Origin of the sequence: Devosia limi DSM 17137, assembly GCF_900128975.1 — a bacterium.
Lineage (GTDB): Bacteria > Pseudomonadota > Alphaproteobacteria > Rhizobiales > Devosiaceae > Devosia > Devosia limi.
This window is the reverse complement of the sequence record NZ_FQVC01000007.1, coordinates 37,019-56,475: the sequence shown is the minus strand read 5'-3', so window position 1 is coordinate 56,475 and position 19,457 is coordinate 37,019. Positions and strand designations below refer to the sequence as shown.

Sequence of the window (19,457 nt, the reverse complement as noted above, 5' to 3'; positions counted from 1 at the left end):
TCTCGTCGCTCCACAATCTCGGTACTCCCACCGGGTCATTCCCGCGCAGGCGGGAATGACTCCGTCTGTGGGGGATGAGGGCGGCTCCGCCCCCCTAATCCAGCGTCTGCCGATAGCGCAGCATCGCGCCAATCGAGATCACCACCAGGATCACTGTCAGCGCCACGAATTCGGCGCTGACATCGCCAATGCCGGCGCCTTTCAGCATCACCTTGCGCACCAGCCGGATGAAGTGGGTGGCGGGCACCATGGTGCCGAGGGCCTGTGCCCAGCCCGGCATGCCCGCAAACGGGAACATGAACCCTGACAGCAGCACCGAGGGCAGGATGGTGAAAAAGCTCAGCTGCATCGCCTGCATCTGGTTGCGCGCCACCGTCGAGATCAGAAAGCCCAGCGCCAGATTGTCGAGGATGAAGAGGTTAAAGCCGATGAAGAAGGCCAGCATCGAGCCTTCGAACGGCACAGCGAACACCAGCCCCGCCGCCAGCACGAAGACGATGGTCTGGATATAGCCCACCACCACATAGGGCAGGATCTTGCCCAGCATCACCTCGAGCGGCCGCACCGGGGTGGAGATCAGCATTTCCATGGTGCCGCGCTCGCGTTCCTTGACGATGGCGACGGCGGTGATCATCACCATGGTCATCGAGAGGATGATCGCCAGCAGCCCCGGCACGATATTGGTCGAGGTGCGCCCTTCGGGATTGTATTCGCGATGCACCACCAGCGAAAACGGCGGCGGCCCATTGGCCAGTCCCGCCAGCGGCCCCGAGAGCGTCTGGCTGATCGCCCCTTCGAGGATGCCGCTCATGGCGCTCATCGCCCCGCCCACCGCCGAAGGATCGGACGCATCGGCCGAGATCAGGATCTGCGGCCGCAGCCCGCGGATCACGTCGCGCTCGAACCCATCGGGAATGACCACGACGAAATTGGCCTCGCCCCGGCGCAATGCATCCTCGCCGGCGCCGACGCCCTCCACCGTGCCGCGAAAATCGAAATAGCCCGATACATCCATGCCCGACAGGATCGAGCGCACCAGCGGCCCGTCATCGCCCACTTCCACCAGCGTCGGCAGGTGGCGCGGATCGGCATTGATGGCAAAGCCGAACAGCAGCAATTGCACGATTGGCAGGCCGATCATCATGGCGAAGGTGACGCGGTCGCGCCGCATCTGGATGAACTCCTTCAGCAGCACCGCCAGGAATCGCGACAGCGAAAACACCCCGCTCATAGCGGCGCTCCCGCCGGGTCGCCGGCAAAATTGTCGCGTGCCCCGGCCATCAGGTAGATGAATGCCTCTTCCAGCCCGGCCGGCTGCAGGCTCCACTGATGCGTGCCCTCGGCCTCGAGCTGGCGGACGCTCGCCTCCAGCGCTGCCCCATCAATGCCCGACACATGCAGCACCGAACCAAACCGGGCCACCTGCAACACCCCGGGCATTCCGTGCAGCCGCTCTTCCAGCTTGCCCAGTTCCGGCCCCGAGACGCGCCAGGTGGTCAGCCCCACCATGGTGGGAATTTGTGCTGCCGGCCCGTCGATCAGCTTCTTGCCATAGGCGATATAGGCGATGAAATCGCACTGCACCGCCTCGTCCATGTAATGGGTCGATACCAGCACGGTGACGCCCGCCTTGCTCAGCCGTCGGATCTCGTCCCAGAAATCGCGCCGCGCCTTGGGATCGACGCCGGCGGTCGGCTCGTCGAGCAGCAGCAGTTTCGGATCGTGGATCAGGCAGGCCGCCAGCGCCAGCCGCTGCTTCCAGCCGCCCGATAGCGTCCCCGCCAATTGCCGGGCGCGATCGGCCAGCCCCAGCTCGGCCAGCGCCCGGTCCACCCGCGCCTTGCGGCCGGCCACCCCATACATGCGCGCCACGAAATCGAGATTTTCGCGGATCGACAGGTCCTCGTAGAGCGAGAATTTCTGCGTCATATAGCCGACCTCGGCCTTGATCGCGTCCGCCTCGCGCCGGACGTCAAAGCCCAGGCATTGCCCGTCCCCGGCGTCGGGCGTCAGCAGGCCACACAGCATGCGGATCGTCGTGGTCTTGCCCGAGCCATTGGGGCCCAGAAACCCATAGATCGCGCCGCGCGGCACCGAGATGTCGAAATCGTCCACCACCTTGCGCCCGCCAAACACCTTGGTCAGCCCGGTGACGGCAATGGCCGGCTGCGGCTGGGCGCTCATGGCAGCAGCGTCACGGTCACCGGCTGGCCCGGCAGCAACCCGCCCGGCGCATCCAGCACCGCCTCGGCCAGGAACACCAGCCGTGCCCGCTCGTCGCGCGAATAGATCACCGGCGGCGTCGTCTGCGGTTCGGCCGCCAACTTGCTGATCCGCGCCGTCATGTCGGCGGCGCAGCCATCGCAGGCAACGCGCACTGCCTGCCCGATGCCGAGTTGGGACCGTGCCGCCTCACCCACATAGAACCGCGCCTTGATCTGCCCATCCGGGCGGATCGACAGCACCGGCGACCCCGCCGGCACCATCTCGCCCACCTTGTAGAAAATGCTGTCGATGACGCCGGCCACCGGCGCCGTCACCGTCCGGTCATCCAGATTGATCCGTGCCCCTTCGGCATCGGCAATCGCCGCTGTCAGATTGGCCTCCGCCGCTACCTGCTGGGCATTGCGCGCCGGCAGTTCCGCCACCTGCACCTGCGCCTTGAGCTGGGCCACCTGCGCTTCGGCGCTGGCCAGTTGCGCCTGGTTCTGCTCCAGCTGCGCCCGCGTCGCCGTCCCGCCGGCATAGAGTTTTTGCGTCCGCTCCAGCGTGGAGCGCGCCAGCGCCAGATCCGACTCCGCCTTCGTCAGGGTGGCGCGGATCACCTCGATTTCCGGCTCCCGGCTGCCGGTCACCAGATTGTCCAGCGTCGCCTGCGCTGCCACCACCCGTGCTTCGGCTGCCGCCACCTGCGCCGCCTGTTGCGCCCGGCTCAGTCCAAACAGCACATCGCCAATCGCCACCGTGCCACCCTCGGCCACCGGCAATTGGCTCAGCGTGCCACCCGCCACCGGCGCGGCATAGACATAGTCTGCCTCCAGATACCCAGTGAACCCGGCGGGGGCGTCGTGCCCCGGTAGGAGGCTCATGATCGCCGCTAATATCCCGGCAAGGAACTCGTTCATTGCCCATGCTCCATCGGGTGCGCACTCAGCCCGTCAAACAGAATGGCCAGGTGGTTGTCCATGAACCGCTCCAGCGCCAGGCCATCCCCGGGCGCGATGTCGAACACCTCTGCCAGCATCAGGTGCACCGCAATCGGCCCGACAAGCGAGCGCACCGTCAGTTCCGCATCCAGCTGGCGCAGATAGCCCTGATCCATTCCGCGCTGCAGCAACGCCGTCACCGCCGGGATCGCCCGGTCGAGCACTTCGCGCCGATACATCTCCGCCACCTTGGGAAATTGCCAGGCCTCGCGCAGGATCAGCTTGGGAATGGCCATGCGTTGGGGATCGCTCAACTGCACCATCAATGCCCCGATCACGCGCCGCAAAGCCACGCGCGGGTCCCCCTCGACCACCGCCAATTGCGCCAGCGCCGAATCCGCCACCGGCGAAATCGCCCGGCGCACTATTGCCTCCAGCAAGGCGTCTTTGGATGGAAAATAAAGATAAACCAGTCCCTTGGAGACCCCCGCCCGCCGCGCCACATCCTCAACCTTGGCGGCAGCAAACCCCTTCTCCAGAAACATCTCCAGCGCTGCATCCAGCACTTCATCCGGCCGCGCCTCCGCCCGACGCTTGAATTTCGGTTGCTTGTCCATCGCCCGTATCCATTCTTGTCCTCAATATAAATAACTGACTGGTCAGTTAGTTGCAAGGGGGTGGCAATGAGCCGGGGCGGGAAGGGGCCGGCGCGAGGGCGAGTGACGGCGATGAGGGCGGGCGGCGGGAAGCGAGGTGGAGGGAGAAAGGAGGCGGAGTGAAAGAGGGGCAAGAAGGGAGAAGGAGGCAGAGCCCCCACCGCGTCATCCCGGCGAAAGCCGGGATCCAGTTTCCTTTCCCAGTACTGCGCTCCCCGCTAGACGCAGTTCGCCTCTCATACCACTACGCATCATCCCATCCACCGCTCTGCCCACGGGCCTGACCCGTGGGCCACTCTCCTCCGCACCGCACAGCGATTGTGACCCGAGACCCGCGGGTCAAGCCCGCGGGCAGCCCCGTGAACTGGGCGAGACTATGCCCGTCAGCACCCCCACCCTTGCTCCCTCCCAAAAGGGAGAGGGAGATGACTGCTGCTCCATCACCATTCCATCAGTCGACCCCCTTGTGGGGAGGGATGCGAGATAAGACTTAGCTTTCTAAGTCCGTCATCGAGCAGGGTGGGGGTATGGCGCCGCAAACTCGGGTCAAAATCCACCCACCGTGCTGCCCACGGGCCTGACCCGTGGGCCACTCTCCTCCGCACCGCACAGCGATTGTGACCCGAGACCCGCGGGTCACGCCCGGGCACCCCCGGTAATTTGGGAGGGGTATACCGACTGCGACACCCTCCCCCTGGGGGGGAGGGATCAAGGGTGGGGGCCTCGCAAACGCTGAATGGCGACAAAACCGAAACTTATCCCCGCCCCCTCCACCCTCCTGCATACTCCCCGCACTCACCCACGATAGCTGCGGGGTCGCGCGAACCGGCTTGTGGGAGGCAGATGGGAGAGGGGGGCGTTCGCCTCCCCTTGGGTCCATGGGGGCTGTGTCGGCCTAAGCTCAAAAGGTCGGCCGCACCTGAGTTCCAGAAAACCCATCGCATGCGGCGAGGCGGTGTCTCGCATATTCAAAACTCATGAGGCCCGTTTCGCCGCATGCAACGCAGTCCCCGCAACCGCCGGTCACCCCGCGCGGCGCGCCCGCACGCCGATTTTCTCCGTCATCGCCACGGCCCCGGATTGCCCCGCTACCGACAAACTTGTAGATCGGGCGGGGTGTGACCAGATAGGGTCGTTTCCGTTGCGAATAGGGCCGACAACATCATGACCGATCTCAAGCTGCTGGCGCTCGATACCGAAGACCTTGAGGTGATCTCTGCCCATGTGCAGGATGCCGTGGTCCGCATTGCCGATATGGGCTATGCCCGTGGCGACCGCCGTTTTGCGCTGTTGATGAACCGCTTCGATTGGGAGACCGGCCAGCACGGCCGCCGCGACAAAGGCCAGCGCAAGCGCGCCGCCCTGCATTTCGATGCGGTCCAGTCCGTCGTCACCGCCGGCATCGATACCAATGCCCATGAGGGGGTGCTCAACCTCCTCGCCATCACCTTCATGCCCGTCGATGGCCCGGCCGGCATTGTCGAGCTGAGCTTTGCCGGCGGCGGCACGGTGCGGCTCGGCGTCGAATGCCTCGAAGCCCGCCTCGCCGATCTCGGCGCCACCTGGGCCGCCAGCGCCAAGCCCACCCACGCTATCGACTGATCCAAACACTGCCTCTGCAAGGACTGCTCATGCCCATTCGTCTCGACAGCCACGACGCCGATTTCGAGCAGCGTTTTGCCGCCCTGCTGGCCGGCAAGCGCGAAGCCTCCCAGGAAGTCGGTGATGTGGTTGCCAATATCATCGCCGATGTGCGCGCCCGCGGCGACGCGGCGGTGGTGGAATGGACCAATACCTTCGATAAGTCCGATGTCGCCCCGGCAACGCTGCGCATCTCCGATGCCGAGATCGAGGCCGAAGCCAATCGCGTCGGCCCCGAGGTCGTCGCGGCCCTGCAGACCGCCCATGACCGTATCCGCGCCCACCACGCCAAACAGCTGCCGGTCGACCATATCTATCAGGACCATCTCGGCGTCACCCTTGGCACCCGCTGGACCGCCGTCGAAGCCGTTGGCATCTATGTGCCTGGTGGCCTGGCCTCCTATCCGTCCTCGGTGTTGATGAATGCCGTGCCCGCCAAGGTTGCCGGCGTCGAGCGCATCGCCATGGTCGTGCCGGCGCCGCATGGCCAGCTCAATCCCGCTGTCCTCGCGGCCGCCCGCATTGCCGGCGTCACCGAAATCTATCGCGTCGGCGGCGCCCAGGCCGTGGCCGCCCTGGCCTATGGCACCGAACATATCGCCCGCGTCGACAAGATCGTCGGCCCCGGCAATGCCTTCGTCGCCGCCGCCAAGCGTCAGGTCTTCGGTCAGGTCGGCATCGATATGATCGCCGGACCCTCCGAAGTGCTGGTCATTGCCGATGGCTCGGCCAATCCCGCCTGGGTCGCGGCCGATCTGATTGCCCAGGCCGAACATGGGGCAGGGGCCCAGTCCATTCTCGTCACCACCGAAAAGGGTCTGGCCGACGCCGTGGCCGCCGAGGTCGAACGTCAGCTCAACCTCCTGCCCAAGCAGGGTATTGCGCGCGACGGCTGGGACGAATTCGGCGCCATCATCACCGTCGCCTCGCTGGATGCCGCTGTGGTCCTGGCCAATCGCATCGCCTCCGAGCATGTCGAACTGGCCATCGATGATCCGCAATCGCTGGTACCGCGCATTCGCCATGCCGGGGCCATTTTCCTTGGCCACCACACGCCCGAAGCCATTGGCGATTATGTCGGCGGCTCCAATCACGTCCTGCCCACGGCGCGTTCGGCGCGTTTCGCCTCGGGGCTCGGCGTGCTCGATTTCGTCAAGCGCACCTCCATTCTCGGCTGCGATCCGTCTTCTCTGGCTGCGCTCGCCGAAGCCGCGATCACCCTGGCCGAAGTCGAGGCGCTGGACGGCCATGGCCGCTCCATTTCCATCCGGCTCAACCGGTGAGCATTTCGATGCAGCAGGTGGCCGATAAAACCGACACCGACCGCCTCGTCACCGTTACGCTCGACCCCAATACCATCACCTCGATCAATCCGGACGAGGTGCATGAATGGCGCATCGCCATCTATGATCTCTTGGAAGAGAACAGCTTTCGGCCGGCCCGCGTTGCCGCCACGGGGCCGTTCGCCCTGCATATCTCGATCGTGGGCAATTCCATCGTGCTCGATGTGCGCCATCCCGAGACCTTCCAGCCGATCGCTGCGCACTATCTCTCGCTAACCCCGTTCCGCCGCCTGATCCGCGATTACTTCCGCATCCGCGACGCCTATTACGAAGCCATCCGCTCGGCCCAGCCCTTCCAGATCGAAACCGTCGATATGGCGCGGCGCGGCATGCACAATGAAGCCGCCGAGCTGCTGCGCACCAGGCTTCACAACAAGCTGATCATCGATCTCAATACCGCGCGGCGCCTGTTCACCCTCATCTGCGCCGTCCAGCCCTATGCCAGCCGCATCGATGAGAGCAAAAGCGAATTGCCCAGCGTGCTGTTCGTCTGCTCGATGAACTCGGTGCGCTCGCCCATCGCCGCTGCCCTGGCTCGCCAGCAGTTTCCCGGCCGCCTTATTGCGCGCTCGGTGGGCGTCAATGGCGGCAAGGCCGATCAGTTCGTCTATGAGGTAATGGAGGAGGTCGGCATCGATATGAGCGTTCATACCCCCCACATCCTGGATGAGCTGGTGGCCAACCGCTTTGATCTGGTGATTACGCTGTCGGCGGACGCGCCCGAAGCCGTTCGGCGCAAGGGCCTGGAATCGGGCGCCGTCGAACATTGGCAGGTCGAGGATCCCTCATTGGTCGAGGGCAATCGCGAAGTGGTTCTGGCGGCCTATCGCGAGTTGCGCGACAGTTTGCGCAAGCGCGTTCGCACCCGGTTGGAAGCCTTGGTTTCCGGTGGTTCACAAACTACTTGATTTCCGCTAGGTTGCGGCAAATTTTCGACCCCTTGGTTCGGCAAGACCACCTGCCGCGGGGTCTTTTCAGGAGACAGTATGGCGAAGGAAGAAGTGCTCGAATTTCCGGGCGTTGTTATCGAATTGCTTCCCAATGCGACCTTTCGGGTCAAATTGGAAAACGACCATGAAATCATTGCCCACACCGCTGGCCGCATGCGCAAGAACCGTATCCGTGTTCTGGCTGGTGACAAGGTGTTGTGCGAAATGACGCCGTATGACCTGACCAAGGGTCGCATTACCTATCGTTTCAAGTAGAGCATAGCCGATGGCCAGCCGCCCGGACCTGATTCTGGCATCCGCCTCCCCGCGGCGCCTCGCGCTTCTCAACCAGATCGGCATTGATCCCGAACATCTGGTGCCGGCCCATGTCGATGAGACCCCCGAAAAGGCCGAACTGCCGCGCAAGCTCGCGGTTCGCCTTGCCGATCTCAAGGCATTGACCGCCCAGCACAAGGCGCGCTCCGCCGGCTTCGGTGCCGATGCACTGGTGCTGGCCGCCGATACGGTCGTCGCCGTCGGCCGCCGCATCCTGCCCAAGGCCGAAACCATGGAAGAGGCCTCCGAATGCCTCCGCCTGCTCTCGGGCCGCTCGCACCGGGTGTTTACCGCCCTGACCGTACTGACGCCCTCCGGCGCCAAGCGCCAGCGTCTGGTCGAAACCCGCATCCGCTTCAAGCGCCTCTCCACCCGCGAGATTGAAGCCTACCTGGCGTCAGCCGAATGGCGCGACAAGGCCGGTGGCTATGCCATCCAGGGCATTGCCGGGGCCTTCGTGGTCAAGCTGGTCGGCTCATATTCCGGCGTGGTCGGCCTGCCATTGATGGAAACCGCCGCCCTGCTGGCCGGCGAGGGCTATCCTGTGCATTTCAACTGGCTCAACCAGTCGACTCTGTCGGGCGTCTGATGACCGAAACACCGACGCCCACCAAGCGCTGCCCGATTTGCGGCAAGCCCGCAGTGGAAAAATACCGTCCATTCTGTTCATCGCGCTGCGCCGATGTCGATCTTAATCGCTGGCTGACCGGCGTCTATGTCATCCCCGGAGATGCCGGGAAAACCGATGATTCCGAGGCCGCAATCCCCGCGCTTCCGGGCGATGACGAGGACGATAATATCTGACGCCTGGCCTTCGGAAGCTGTTCTTTGCAAAAGACCTTTTCCACATGCTGCTTTCGCTCTTGCACCCGCAAAAACGATCTCCTATAAGGCGCAGGCATTACGCGGGGCCGGACTTCTCCAGCCCCTTGCCCGGGTAGCTCAGTTGGTAGAGCAGCGGATTGAAAATCCGCGTGTCACTGGTTCGATTCCGGTCCCGGGCACCACTTTCTTCGCGAAAGTGCAGTTAGCGCAATGATTTCCCAAGAGATGATCTTCCCTCCGGCATACATGCGGAACTAATGACCTCGCCTTGGCGTCGAGCCCTTCAGAGCGGGGCGCCAAATGCTGGTCTGGGGTAGTTCGCCGCCGGCAGTCTCGCCGATCAGCCGAAGCGCGCGTTCACGAGACGCCGGCCAATCCTGCAGCAAGCCAGCGCGATTCCGGCGCGCTTGATTTCGTTCCCAATACTTGGTGGCGGCTCGTAAGTTAAGTGATTGTATTCGGCTCCCCGCGGGATACCATCCTCTTGCGAAAGACACAGAGGAGGTCGCAAATGGAAGACGCACAAGTAGGTTGGATTGCTGCGATTATTATTGGGGGCATTGCCGGCTGGCTGGCCGGCATGTTCATGAAAAGCAGTCATGGGATCGTGCTGAACATCGTCCTGGGCGTGGTTGGCGCTATTCTCGCCAATTTCCTGCTCGGGGTGATCGGAATATCCCTGGGTGGCTGGATCGGCTACCTGATCGCAGGTTTTATCGGCGCGTGCATTCTGGTTGCGCTTGGTCGTTTCATCAAACGCTAGCCGCCGGGCCTGCATGTTCTGAAACAGACGTCAGGTCCCGGCAATTACCTGGGGCCTGACTGGTGGTGCTATTTGAGATTGGCAGCGATCGGGCTGTTACCGCCGGATGCTGGTCATGGGGTGCCGCCGCTTTGGCTGATTGCGGATGCGCGTCGGCTTTTTCTCTTCGGCCAACTCAAAGGCATCGGCGCGATAGTCCAGATCGGCGTAGGGATCGGGGTCGGATTGGGCGATGGTCATGCCTGGGCGCACATATCCGGCCCCGTCCTCATCATCAATTCAGCTCGTCAGTAGCCGGCCCGATGAGCTGGGAAATGCCGTCTTCGGCAACAGCGCGCTCGAATTCTTCCCAGGCTTCGGCGTCGGTGGCGAAGCTGTCTTCCCAGATCAGGGAATTGTCGTCTTCGTCGATCACTTCCAGCGTCCAGCCGTCATTTGAGCCTGCGGCGCGGTAGATGCCGACCTGCACGGTAATCCCCTCATGGGTCACTTCGCTGCTGCGTTCTGAAAGCTCGATGTCCTGAGCGTCGTCTTCGGTCATGGTGGGATACTCTCTGTTTCGGTAGTTCCCTTTAGCGTAACGGCCCGTGACAGGCCACACCCTGCATAGCCTCGTCCCATGCCATTCCCGCGACATTTCCGCCCCGCCTCGGCGTGTCACCCACAGGCGCGGCCCCCTGTCTGTGCGAAGGCGATGTAGCCAACTCTGTAGGTGCATGACGACTTGTGTCCGTGCTATTGGACGGAACCGTGCATGACTTGGGAACGCAAAGTTTACCAGACCGCGTTATTCTGGCTCTCTGCGTTCGGGGAGCGTCTCAATGGCGTCAGGCAATAGCGCGTTGCTGCTGCGCCTTCAGACTGAAGTTCTGGAGGCTGTTGCCTATGGGAAATCCCTGGCGAACGTCGTTGAAATCCTGTGCCATCATGCTGAATTGCTGGCACCCGAGGTTATGTGCTCCATCCTGACTGTCGACGCTGATGGGCGCCTCCATCCATTGGCGGCGCCAAGCTTGCCGCAAGGCTTTTCCGATGCTGTCGAAGGGCTGGCGATCGGGCCGGGCGTGGGCTCCTGTGGCACCGCTGCCTATCGCAACGAGCCGGTTCTGGTGACCGATATTGCCGCCGACCCGCTCTGGGTCGATTTCAGGGACTTGGCCTTGTCCTTTGGGCTGCACGCCTGCTGGTCCAGTCCGATCCGGGCACGCGATGGCAGGGTCGTCGCCACCTTTGCCTTCTATTACCGAACCCGGCGGGGGCCGACCGATCTGGAGAGACGCATCGTCGAGACCTGTGTGCACCTATGCACCATTGCCCTCGATCATGAGGCGGGGCAGCAGCGCAATTACCGCCTCGCCTATTACGATGCTCTCACCGGCTTGCCCAATCGGGGCCATTTCCGTGAACTGCTGACGAGCTATATCGAAACCGCCCACCCTTTCGGTCTGTTGTTTGTTGATATCGACCAACTCAAGACCACCAATGATGCGCTCGGCCACGACGTTGGCGACGTCTTGATCCACACGATCGGCCAGCGGATCGAAGCCAGTGATCCGGCCTTCCGCACCAGCCGCATGGGCGGCGACGAGTTTGCAGTTCTGGTCAGCCGGAGCGCTACGCCTGAAGCCCTGGCCCAGGCAGCCAGCACCCTGCTGAGCAGCGTCAAGGGCCTGATCCAGGCAGGCGACAACACCATAGAGCCGCATGTGACCATTGGCGGCGCCTTGTTCGGACCAGACGGCGTCGACGCCGACTCCCTCTGCCAGAATGCCGACTTTGCCCTTATCAGCGCCAAGGAAACCCATCGCGGGGGTTATCTCCGCTTCCAGCCCGGCATGCGCACCCAAATGGTTGAGCGCATCAACATGGTCCACAGCGTCGATCTCGCCCTGGCTGACCATCGCATGCTGCCCCATTACCAGCCTGTGGTGCGCCTCGATACCGGTGCCATTGTCGGGCTTGAGGCACTGGCCCGTATGCGCACGCCCGATGGACGGATCGCCAGCGCCGGTGAATTCCACGTCGCGCTGGCCGATCCGCGTATTGCCTATGAACTGACGGGCTCCATGTTGGCCCAGGTGGCCGCCGACCTGCGCAATTGGCTCGATGCCGGCATTGCCATCGAATATGTCGGGATCAACGTCACCACCGGCGATTTCCAGCGTGGCGATCTGGAACAGCGGATCGTCAGCGCGTTCGAAACGGCAGGGGTGCCGCTCCACCACGCGCTGCTCGAAGTCAACGAGGCGGTGTTCATGGGCGGTAGCGACGGTCGGGTGCCCCGAGCCGTCGAAGCGCTGCGCAAGCGTGGCCTCAAGGTCGCGCTCGATGATTTCGGTACTGGCTTTGCCTCCCTTACCCACCTGCTGAGCTTTCCTGTCGACATCATCAAGATCGATAAGTCCTTCGTTGATCGTTTGGGCAGCGACGCGCCCAGCACCGTCATTGTGCAAGCCATCATCGATATCACCCGCAAGTTGGGCATGCAGGTTATTGCCGAGGGTGTTGAAACCGTCGAACAGGCTCAGATACTGCGCAGCCTGGGCTGCCGGAGCGGGCAGGGGTTTCTCTACGCGCGCCCGGTCTCGGCAGCCGAAGCCGTCGTTCTGCTGTCGACGCCAGACCCGACGCGGCGTTCCGCCTGAGTCCGATTGATTTCCAGTGCTGGTGGGCGCAAGTTCCTCTGGACGCCGACCTGCGACATCCTGTCTTGCTGACAGGACGCTGACAGGGAGCGGCCCTAGTATTGCCTCACGAACGCAACGACGTTCAGGAACTATTGGGAGGACTTATGAACAAGCTGTTTCTTGCTGCGCTGGTGTCTGGGCTGATCGCTCTGCCGGCCTATGCGGCTGACTATTCCATCATGGCCCCTGCTTCCCCCGGCGGCGGTTGGGACCAGACCGCCCGCACCATGCAGGCGAGCCTGCAGGACGAGAAGATCTCCGGCAATGTGCAAGTCACCAACGTACCAGGCGCCGGCGGCACCATCGGTCTCGCCCAGTTCGCCAACCAGGCCAATGGCGATCCGAGCCAGCTGATTGTTGGTGGTTACGTGATGGTTGGTGCCATCCTGACCAACCAGTCGCCGGTGACCCTGGCAGACGTCACGCCGATTGCCCGTCTCACTGGCGAATCGGTGGCGCTCGTCGTTCCAGCCAATTCACCCCTGCAGACTGTTGATGATCTCGTTGCCGCGCTCAAGGCTGACCCCGGCGCTGTTGCCTGGGCCGGCGGTTCGGCCGGCGGCGCCGATCACATCACGGCTGGCCTCATCGCCAAGGCCGTTGGTGTCGATCCCACCCAGGTCAACTACATCGCCTATTCGGGCGGTGGCGAAGCCCTCGCTGCCATTCTCGGCGGTCAGGTGACCGTGGGCGTTTCTGGCTATGGCGAATTCGCCTCGCAGGTGGAATCGGGCGATCTGCGCTTGCTCGCCATTTCCGGTGAAAAGCGCCTCGACGGCGTCGATGCACCAACCCTGTCGGAAGCCGGCGTCGACGTTGTGCTGGAAAACTGGCGCATGGTCGCCGCTGCTCCCGGCATTACCGACGAGCAGAAGGCCGCCATCAATGCCGATATCGAAGCCATGGTGAATTCGGCAACGTGGCAGACGGCTCTGGCGGATCGTGGTTGGGTCAATACCTACCTGGCCGGCGACGCATTCGACGCCCAGCTGGCCAAGGATATCGAGGCCACCGGCGCCATCCTGAAAGACATCGGCCTGGTGCAATGACCACCGGCTCTCCAAACTCTGAGCGTCGCCCCGATGGGGCGGCGCTTTTCATCGCCGCCATCCTGGCCGTCATCGCCGCCATCATCATCTGGCAGACCTCGCAAATGCGGGTGCCACCGATCCAGGCGCGCGTCGGGCCCACGGTTTTCCCCTATATCATCGCTGGCGGGCTCGCCCTTCTGTCCGTCGGCACGCTCATCTCTGCCTGGCGCGGCAGCTTCCCCCCGCGGGAAAAGGACAATTATGGTCCGATGCTGTGGATCGTTGGCGGGCTGATTGGGCAGATCCTGTTGCTCTCAACGGCTGGCTTCTCCATCGCGACGGGCGTGCTGTTTGCGTTGACCGCCAAAGGCTTTGGCCGGGGTCCGCTTTGGGTATCGTTGCCCATCGGCATCGCCTTTTCATTCATCGTCTGGTTTCTCTTCTCGCGCGGACTACAGCTGTCACTGCCGGCTGGCCCGCTCGAGCGCTTGATCCCCTGATCGGAAGGCGAACTCATGGATACCTTCGCTCTCCTCGCCCAAGGCCTGATGGCCGCCATGGCGCCAATGAACCTGGTCTACGCGCTGATCGGCGTGACGCTGGGTACCGCTGTCGGCGTCCTGCCTGGCATCGGCCCGGCGCTGACGGTGGCGCTCCTGTTGCCGGTGACCTATCGGCTTGATCCGGCCGGCTCCCTCATCATGTTTGCCGGCATTTACTACGGCGGCATGTATGGTGGCTCCACCACCTCGATCCTGCTGAATACCCCGGGTGAAAGCGCCTCGATCGTCACCGCGCTCGAGGGTAACAAGATGGCTCGCAAGGGCCGGGGCGGGCCGGCTTTGGCTACCGCCGCCATTGGCTCCTTCGTCGCCGGCCTGCTTGCTACGCTCGGCCTTGCCTTCATCGCGCCTTGGGTGGTCAAGTTCGCGCTGTCCTTTGGCCCCGCCGATTACTTCGCGCTGATGGTGCTGGCTTTCATCACCGTCTCTGCTGCCTTCGGCGATTCAGCCCTGCGCGGCATTACCGCGCTGTTCATCGGCCTGGGCCTCGGCATTATTGGCATTGATCTGCAGACCGGCCAGGCGCGCCTGGCCTTCGGCGTCCCTGATCTGTTTGACGGCATCGAAGTCACGACGCTGGCCGTGGCCCTGTTCGCCATCGGCGAAACCCTCAAGATCGCCTCGTCCCCGAGCCAGCTCAAGGAAGAGATCCTGGCGGTCAAGGGCTCGGTCTGGATGACGGTCGAGGATTGGAAACGCTCGTGGGTTCCGTGGCTGCGCGGCACGGCCATCGGCTTCCCGATCGGCGCCATGCCGGCCGGCGGTGCCGACGTTGCCAGCTTCCTGTCCTATAGCGCCGAGCGCAGCTTCGCCAAGAAGCCTGAGGAGTTCGGACATGGTGCAATTGAAGGCGTGGCGGGGCCCGAAGCGGCCAATAACGCTTCGGCCGCCGGTACGCTGGTGCCGCTACTGACCCTGGGCCTGCCGACGACGGCGACAGCTGCGATCATGCTAGCGGGCTTCCAGCAGTTCGGCCTGCAGCCGGGGCCCTTGTTGTTCGCCAATAATGCACCATTGGTCTGGTCGCTGATCGCCAGCCTGCTCATCGCCAATTTCATGCTGCTGGTGCTTAACCTGCCGCTGATCGGGCTGTGGGTGAAACTGCTGACTATTCCCAAGCCGTGGCTCTATGCCGGCATCCTGACCTTCGCCACCCTTGGCACCCTGGGTGCCAACGGGGCGATGTCGATGCAGGTTTTCGGCATCCGCTTCTCGTTTGAACTGGTGCTGCTATTGGCTTTCGGTATTCTGGGCTACGCGCTGCGCCGCTTCAGCTATCCGATCGCGCCGGTCGTGGTCGGTCTGATCCTGGGGCCGATGGCCGAGCAGCAGCTGCGCCGCGCTCTGGCAATCAGCCAGGGCGACCCGGGCATCCTGATCGGCTCGCCAGTTGCCATCGTCCTCTACTCGGTGGCGATCCTCGCGCTCGTCCTGCCAATGATCATGCGGATGCGCGGCAAGGGTGGTGCCTTGGCCCAACTGGCCAGCGACGAAGACTAGCGGCTGCTCAAGAGCCCCAAAAATGAAAAAGCCCGGATACCAAAGTGGCATCCGGGCTTTTCTTTGTCGATGGCAGAGCAGTGACAAGTCGCCAAGGGAGGGCAAAGCGCCCTGTCTGGTCACGCGGTTCGGCGGCGCCTGGGGGAGGCGCGCAGCGGAACGCAGCGCGGACCTTAGAGCTTGCCGATCGAGCGGAAGGCGTCGGCATCGATGCCCAGAGTCTTGAGGTGCTTTGCCTTGGGCGCCCGCCCAGCCTCGACAGCCGACGCTGCGGCAGCAGCGCTACCGAATACATCGACAATAGTGCCAAGACTTGCAAACAAACGATTGTTGCGCAGGGTGCTCATTTCAAAACCTCCAAGACCGGGCCGGATTGCCGGGTCGCTTTCATGACCAATAGATGGGGCCATTACCGTTGCGTTGGTAGAGGCTGATCGCGCAGGCCAGCCATGCGCTGGGAGAAAATCTTGAACCGGCATGGGCCCATGCCGAAACCTGACCCTGAGATACGCCCCATAGGCCTAGGGCTTGGGCGAAACGATCTCGTTCCAGGTGTCCAGAAACCGCGTCCGCCGCTGCTGGTCCAGCGACACCATCAGGGCTGGCCCCAGCGCGATCGGCTGCAATATGCCCCGGCCACGCGCCGCAATCGCTTCGCTGCTCCATTCCCCGCTCGATCCCGGAATGACCGAACCCAGCGCCGTCTCGCTGGCTGCAATCTCCTGACCCGCCGGCGACAGGGCAAAATCCACGAATGCCTTGGCCAGGTCGGGGAAGGGGGCATCCCTGGGGATCAGCATGGCGCGCGTCAGCACCAGGACATAGTCATCGGGCACGACGATTTCGATATCGGCCCCCGCCGCCTTGCGCGCAAAGGCATAGGAGCCCAGCACGTTGTAGCCGAGCGCCAGGCTGCCATCGGCCACCCCATTGAGAATGCCGGGGCTCGAGCCGCTGAAATGCGCATTGACCCGCCCGAAAGCCGCCGCGAGGCGCCAGAAATTGGATGAGATCACCTGATCCTGCGCTGCCAGCAGATAGCCGACACCACTGACCCCGATATCGTAAGTGGCAATCGTGCCGCGAAATCGCTCGGATTGGTTTTCCAGCAATTCAGCAAGCTTGAGATGGGTGCGCGGCACTTCATCGGCGCCCATCAGCTTGGGATTGTAGATGATCACCGCCGGCTCGAAGGTGAAGCCGAACACCTCGTTGCGCCAATGCGCCCAGGCCGGCAACTGCCCCAGATAGGGGCTGTCATAGGCCATGGCATGGCCGTCATTGGCCAGCTTGACCTGCAAATCCGCCGCCGAGCTGATCATCAAGTCCGGGGCCAGCGCCATGGTGCCATCCAGAAACGTCTCGAACATCGGCAGCGTGTCGGTCTCTTCATAAATCACCGCGACATCGGGGCGTTCCAGTTGGAACCCTCCGATGAAGCGGGCAAACAATGGCGTATCGGTGGTGCCGACGATAGTCAGCGTTGCGCCGGCACTCGGCTGCGGCGCCGGATAGACCGAGGTCGCCGCTTCGGTCGAATTCGGCGACAACACCAGCATGGCGGCCAGCAGCGCGATCATCCCGCCTGCCGCCGGTCGCTTGTTCCGACCACCGGAGCGCCCCAGCAGCGGCAGCGTAATCCGCACCACCAGCCCACTGCCGACGCGATCCGTCAGCACCAGCGTCCCCCGATGCGCTTCAACCACGCGCTTGACGATAGAAAGCCCCAATCCCGATCCTGCCTTCGCTCCGCTGGAGCTGCCGCGCGTGAACCGCTCCAGCACCAATGCCTTCTCTCCCTCGGCAATTCCGGGTCCGCGATCGCTGACCGTCAGCTCGAGCATGCCCGCCGCGGTCCGCGCCACAATGTCCACCGGCCCATCCGAATAGACCAGCGCATTATCAACCACATTGCGCAGCATCTCGCGCAGTGCCACGCGGTCGCCCCGCAATTGCACCGCCGCCGCCTGATCCAGGTCCAGCACGAGCCGTCCCGCCTGATCGGGGTCCAGCCGTTGGCGCACATCCTCGATGACTGCCGAGAAGGCGGTGGCGTCTATCTCCTGGTTTTCCAGCCGATGCGAGATCGTGGCATCCATCAGCAATTGACTGACCAACTGGCTGGCCTGGATGGCGCCCTGATGGATGCGCCCCACCCGCCGCCGCAGGGCTTCGGGGTCCTGCTCGTCCATCGCCACCTCCGCCTGCGCCCGCAGCGAAGCCAGCGGCGTTCGGACCTCGTGCGCCGCCTCGGCCACGAGCCCGCTCACCCGCTCCATGGCACTGCCCAGCCGCGCCATGAAGGCGTTCAACCCCTGCACCAGGTGGCTGACCTCTACCGGTACCGGCACATCCAGGGGGCTGAGATCGTCGGGTGCCCGTCCGCGCAATTCCAGCTCCAGCTGATAGAGCGGGGCAAACATCCGCCCGATGCCGAACCACACCAGACCCACTGCCAGCAGCGTCAGCGCGATGACAGGAACAATGGCATTACCCAGGATTTCGTTGGCCAGCGCTTCGCGCTCGTTCTGCGTTTCGGCCACATGGATAGTCACCCAGTCGGTGGCACTGGCCGATGAGCTCAATCGCCCGACGCTCGCCACCCGCACCAGTTCGCCGCGATAGGTTACATCGGTGAAGATCGGCCCGGCATCCTGCATTTCCGGCAGATTGGCCGATAGGTCGTCATAGCCGGTCACCGCCCGCCCATTCGGATCTTCCACGGCATAAAACACCCGGTCACGCCCGGAGAACATCGCAAACGAGGCAAATGGCAATTCCACGATCACCGCATCGCCCTCGACCTGCACCGCCCCGGCAATCGTCAGCGCCGATGCCGCCAGTAGCCGATCGAACGCCCGGTCGGACGCCCGCTCCGCATAATCGCGAATGAACACGATCAGCACCAGCGCCGCCCCCAGCAACAGCGCCAGCGCCAGCGCCAAAATGCGCCTGCGGATCGAAAACGACTTGGGAGGCGTCATCCCGCGATGCTTTCCAGTTCAGAGCGAACCCTAACCATGCGGCGCCCGCACCACATAGCCAACGCCCCGCACCGTACCGATTTCAATATTGCCGCCCTCGAGCTTGCGCCGCAGCCGCGAGATATGCAGCTCCAGCGCATTGACCGAAACCGCCTCGTCGAAATTGAACAGCTGGTTCATCAGCCGCTCCTTGGGCACGACCTTGCCGGCATTGGTAACGAGGATTTCCAGCAGCCGGAATTCGCGCCGTCCCAGTTCCAGCACGGCACCGTTGACACTGGCATTGAGACCCGCCAGGTCCATTTCCAGATTGCCGACGCTCAGGGTGCTCGTGGTCTGCCCGCCGGTGCGCCGGATCAGTGCCCGCAGCCGCGCTTCCAGTTCGCGCAGATCAAACGGCTTGACCAGATAGTCATCCGCCCCAAGATCGAGCAGCCCCACCTTGTCGTCGATTTCCGAGCGTGCAGTGATCACCAGTATCGGCGCATTGAACTTGCGTTTTCGCAGTTCCGCGATCAGGCCGATGCCGTCGCGATTGGGCAGCATCAGATCCAGCGCTACCGCATCGAAGCTGTCGCCTTCGGCGGCCGAGACCACGTCATTGCCGTCCCGCACCCATTCCACCGAATGGCCGGCACCCCGCAGGCGTTTCTCAATCGCTTCGCCGAGGTCCTCGTTGTCTTCGACCAATAGAATTCGCATCGCGCGTCAGTCTCCCCGCGCGCACACTAGGGGGCGAAGCTGCCGCTGTCAGCCAGACAATGCGTTCTAGAACAGGTTGGTGACGATGCTGGCCGCCACGGCCACGATCCCCAGCGCCGTCAGGCTCGCTGCTGCGAACATCATCCGTGCCCTTTGCACGTGGCCGCCGGTATTGGCCTGCTGCCGCGCCAGACGCAGGCTGTCGTGATCGATATGGGTCATTCTTGCCTCCTCACTGAGCCGTTGCCATCGCCGCGATGGGGCTGTGCAACGCGATGGGCAGCCGCTTTGAAGAGAGCTGTTTCTCACCCGCAAGAGAAGGCTAGCGCCGGTCGGGTCGGGCGAAGACAA

General features: G+C 63.5%; 21 protein-coding genes and 1 tRNA gene. 12 read left to right on the top strand and 10 right to left on the bottom strand.

What is annotated here, in order from left to right; genetic code table 11:
• Positions 1-94: 94 nt before the first annotated feature.
• The 4 genes from BUA69_RS12175 to BUA69_RS12160 are packed head-to-tail and all read right to left on the bottom strand — an operon-like array spanning position 95 to position 3,763.
• Positions 95-1,231 (bottom strand): ABC transporter permease, encoded by a 1,137-nt coding sequence (locus BUA69_RS12175; protein ID WP_046134738.1) that lies wholly within the window; start codon positions 1,229-1,231, stop codon positions 95-97.
• Complete coding sequence (locus BUA69_RS12170; protein WP_046134737.1) at positions 1,228-2,184, bottom strand: ABC transporter ATP-binding protein; 957 nt, start codon at positions 2,182-2,184, stop codon at positions 1,228-1,230. Before BUA69_RS12170 ends, BUA69_RS12175 begins: the two co-directional genes overlap by 4 nt.
• On the bottom strand, positions 2,181-3,125 hold the full coding sequence (locus tag BUA69_RS12165; RefSeq protein ID WP_046134736.1) for an HlyD family secretion protein: 945 nt from the start codon (positions 3,123-3,125) through the stop codon (positions 2,181-2,183). Before BUA69_RS12165 ends, BUA69_RS12170 begins: the two co-directional genes overlap by 4 nt.
• Entirely contained in the window at positions 3,122-3,763 is a 642-nt protein-coding gene (locus tag BUA69_RS12160) for a TetR/AcrR family transcriptional regulator (protein WP_046134735.1), read from the bottom strand. The genes BUA69_RS12165 and BUA69_RS12160 overlap by 4 nt, the downstream gene beginning before the upstream one ends.
• Before the next feature lie 1,203 nt (positions 3,764-4,966).
• Between BUA69_RS12160 and BUA69_RS12155 the strand changes: the two genes are divergently transcribed.
• From BUA69_RS12155 to BUA69_RS12120, 8 genes are all read left to right on the top strand, one after another.
• Positions 4,967-5,404, top strand: coding sequence for a DUF2948 family protein (locus BUA69_RS12155; protein WP_046134086.1), 438 nt, complete (start codon positions 4,967-4,969; stop codon positions 5,402-5,404).
• Between the two features lie 29 nt (positions 5,405-5,433).
• Positions 5,434-6,726, top strand: a complete 1,293-nt coding sequence (gene hisD / locus BUA69_RS12150; protein ID WP_046134087.1) for a histidinol dehydrogenase — start codon at positions 5,434-5,436, stop codon at positions 6,724-6,726.
• Positions 6,723-7,694: a UPF0262 family protein gene (locus tag BUA69_RS21490; protein ID WP_143154505.1), complete on the top strand. Its 972-nt coding sequence runs from the start codon at positions 6,723-6,725 to the stop codon at positions 7,692-7,694. Before hisD ends, BUA69_RS21490 begins: the two co-directional genes overlap by 4 nt.
• Before the next feature lie 78 nt (positions 7,695-7,772).
• A complete protein-coding gene (infA, locus tag BUA69_RS12140) occupies positions 7,773-7,991 on the top strand; it encodes a translation initiation factor IF-1 (protein ID WP_046134088.1) in 219 nt (72 codons plus the stop codon).
• A gap of 10 nt (positions 7,992-8,001) precedes the next feature.
• Positions 8,002-8,640, top strand: coding sequence for a Maf-like protein (locus BUA69_RS12135; protein WP_046134089.1), 639 nt, complete (start codon positions 8,002-8,004; stop codon positions 8,638-8,640).
• Complete coding sequence (yacG, locus tag BUA69_RS12130) at positions 8,640-8,855, top strand: DNA gyrase inhibitor YacG (protein ID WP_046134090.1); 216 nt, start codon at positions 8,640-8,642, stop codon at positions 8,853-8,855. The genes BUA69_RS12135 and yacG overlap by 1 nt, the downstream gene beginning before the upstream one ends.
• A 127-nt stretch (positions 8,856-8,982) precedes the next feature.
• Positions 8,983-9,058 (top strand) — tRNA-Phe (locus BUA69_RS12125).
• A 329-nt stretch (positions 9,059-9,387) separates the two neighbouring features.
• Entirely contained in the window at positions 9,388-9,639 is a 252-nt protein-coding gene (locus BUA69_RS12120; protein ID WP_046134091.1) for a GlsB/YeaQ/YmgE family stress response membrane protein, read from the top strand.
• A 96-nt stretch (positions 9,640-9,735) separates the two neighbouring features.
• Here the strand turns inward: BUA69_RS12120 and BUA69_RS21000 are convergent, their stop codons facing one another.
• Positions 9,736-9,879, bottom strand: coding sequence for a hypothetical protein (locus tag BUA69_RS21000; RefSeq protein ID WP_160300098.1), 144 nt, complete (start codon positions 9,877-9,879; stop codon positions 9,736-9,738).
• Between the two features lie 34 nt (positions 9,880-9,913).
• A complete protein-coding gene (locus BUA69_RS12115; protein ID WP_046134092.1) occupies positions 9,914-10,180 on the bottom strand; it encodes a hypothetical protein in 267 nt (88 codons plus the stop codon).
• Between the two features lie 280 nt (positions 10,181-10,460).
• On the opposite strand from BUA69_RS12115, the gene BUA69_RS12110 reads away from it, so the two are divergent.
• From BUA69_RS12110 to BUA69_RS12095, 4 genes are all read left to right on the top strand, one after another.
• The gene (locus BUA69_RS12110; protein ID WP_052950388.1) at positions 10,461-12,284 is read left to right on the top strand and encodes a putative bifunctional diguanylate cyclase/phosphodiesterase; all 1,824 of its coding nucleotides are present in this window, start codon (positions 10,461-10,463) and stop codon (positions 12,282-12,284) included.
• A 146-nt stretch (positions 12,285-12,430) separates the two neighbouring features.
• Positions 12,431-13,375 (top strand): Bug family tripartite tricarboxylate transporter substrate binding protein, encoded by a 945-nt coding sequence (locus BUA69_RS12105; RefSeq protein WP_046134093.1) that lies wholly within the window; start codon positions 12,431-12,433, stop codon positions 13,373-13,375.
• Positions 13,372-13,857 (top strand): tripartite tricarboxylate transporter TctB family protein, encoded by a 486-nt coding sequence (locus BUA69_RS12100; RefSeq protein ID WP_046134094.1) that lies wholly within the window; start codon positions 13,372-13,374, stop codon positions 13,855-13,857. Before BUA69_RS12105 ends, BUA69_RS12100 begins: the two co-directional genes overlap by 4 nt.
• A 15-nt stretch (positions 13,858-13,872) precedes the next feature.
• A complete protein-coding gene (locus tag BUA69_RS12095; protein WP_046134095.1) occupies positions 13,873-15,420 on the top strand; it encodes a tripartite tricarboxylate transporter permease in 1,548 nt (515 codons plus the stop codon).
• A gap of 173 nt (positions 15,421-15,593) precedes the next feature.
• Here BUA69_RS12095 and BUA69_RS20995 read toward each other — a convergent pair whose 3' ends face one another.
• The 4 genes from BUA69_RS20995 to BUA69_RS20990 form a co-directional block, all read right to left on the bottom strand.
• Positions 15,594-15,767 carry a hypothetical protein gene (locus BUA69_RS20995; protein WP_160300099.1) on the bottom strand — a complete coding sequence of 58 codons (174 nt, stop codon included), beginning with the start codon at positions 15,765-15,767 and terminating at the stop codon, positions 15,594-15,596.
• Positions 15,768-15,941: 174 nt separating this feature from the next.
• Positions 15,942-18,404, bottom strand: a complete 2,463-nt coding sequence (locus BUA69_RS12090) for a sensor histidine kinase (RefSeq protein ID WP_046134096.1) — start codon at positions 18,402-18,404, stop codon at positions 15,942-15,944.
• 30 nt (positions 18,405-18,434) lie between these two features.
• A complete protein-coding gene (locus BUA69_RS12085; RefSeq protein WP_046134097.1) occupies positions 18,435-19,106 on the bottom strand; it encodes a response regulator transcription factor in 672 nt (223 codons plus the stop codon).
• Between the two features lie 66 nt (positions 19,107-19,172).
• Positions 19,173-19,328, bottom strand: coding sequence for a hypothetical protein (locus tag BUA69_RS20990; RefSeq protein ID WP_160300100.1), 156 nt, complete (start codon positions 19,326-19,328; stop codon positions 19,173-19,175).
• Positions 19,329-19,457 lie beyond the last annotated feature (129 nt).

Bases quoted from the DNA above. Each gene is read 5' to 3' on its own strand.
- BUA69_RS12175 (WP_046134738.1), bottom strand. From the start codon at position 1,231: ATGAGCGGGGTGTTTTCGCTGTCGCGATTCCTGGCGGTGCTGCTGAAG.
- BUA69_RS12170 (WP_046134737.1), bottom strand. From the start codon at position 2,184: ATGAGCGCCCAGCCGCAGCCGGCCATTGCCGTCACCGGGCTGACCAAG.
- BUA69_RS12165 (WP_046134736.1), bottom strand. From the start codon at position 3,125: ATGAACGAGTTCCTTGCCGGGATATTAGCGGCGATCATGAGCCTCCTA.
- BUA69_RS12160 (WP_046134735.1), bottom strand. From the start codon at position 3,763: ATGGACAAGCAACCGAAATTCAAGCGTCGGGCGGAGGCGCGGCCGGAT.
- BUA69_RS12155 (WP_046134086.1), top strand. From the start codon at position 4,967: ATGACCGATCTCAAGCTGCTGGCGCTCGATACCGAAGACCTTGAGGTG.
- hisD (WP_046134087.1), top strand. From the start codon at position 5,434: ATGCCCATTCGTCTCGACAGCCACGACGCCGATTTCGAGCAGCGTTTT.
- infA (WP_046134088.1), top strand. From the start codon at position 7,773: ATGGCGAAGGAAGAAGTGCTCGAATTTCCGGGCGTTGTTATCGAATTG.
- BUA69_RS12135 (WP_046134089.1), top strand. From the start codon at position 8,002: ATGGCCAGCCGCCCGGACCTGATTCTGGCATCCGCCTCCCCGCGGCGC.
- yacG (WP_046134090.1), top strand. From the start codon at position 8,640: ATGACCGAAACACCGACGCCCACCAAGCGCTGCCCGATTTGCGGCAAG.
- BUA69_RS12120 (WP_046134091.1), top strand. From the start codon at position 9,388: ATGGAAGACGCACAAGTAGGTTGGATTGCTGCGATTATTATTGGGGGC.
- BUA69_RS21000 (WP_160300098.1), bottom strand. From the start codon at position 9,879: ATGACCATCGCCCAATCCGACCCCGATCCCTACGCCGATCTGGACTAT.
- BUA69_RS12115 (WP_046134092.1), bottom strand. From the start codon at position 10,180: ATGACCGAAGACGACGCTCAGGACATCGAGCTTTCAGAACGCAGCAGC.
- BUA69_RS12110 (WP_052950388.1), top strand. From the start codon at position 10,461: ATGGCGTCAGGCAATAGCGCGTTGCTGCTGCGCCTTCAGACTGAAGTT.
- BUA69_RS12105 (WP_046134093.1), top strand. From the start codon at position 12,431: ATGAACAAGCTGTTTCTTGCTGCGCTGGTGTCTGGGCTGATCGCTCTG.
- BUA69_RS12100 (WP_046134094.1), top strand. From the start codon at position 13,372: ATGACCACCGGCTCTCCAAACTCTGAGCGTCGCCCCGATGGGGCGGCG.
- BUA69_RS12095 (WP_046134095.1), top strand. From the start codon at position 13,873: ATGGATACCTTCGCTCTCCTCGCCCAAGGCCTGATGGCCGCCATGGCG.
- BUA69_RS20995 (WP_160300099.1), bottom strand. From the start codon at position 15,767: ATGAGCACCCTGCGCAACAATCGTTTGTTTGCAAGTCTTGGCACTATT.
- BUA69_RS12090 (WP_046134096.1), bottom strand. From the start codon at position 18,404: ATGACGCCTCCCAAGTCGTTTTCGATCCGCAGGCGCATTTTGGCGCTG.
- BUA69_RS12085 (WP_046134097.1), bottom strand. From the start codon at position 19,106: ATGCGAATTCTATTGGTCGAAGACAACGAGGACCTCGGCGAAGCGATT.
- BUA69_RS20990 (WP_160300100.1), bottom strand. From the start codon at position 19,328: ATGACCCATATCGATCACGACAGCCTGCGTCTGGCGCGGCAGCAGGCC.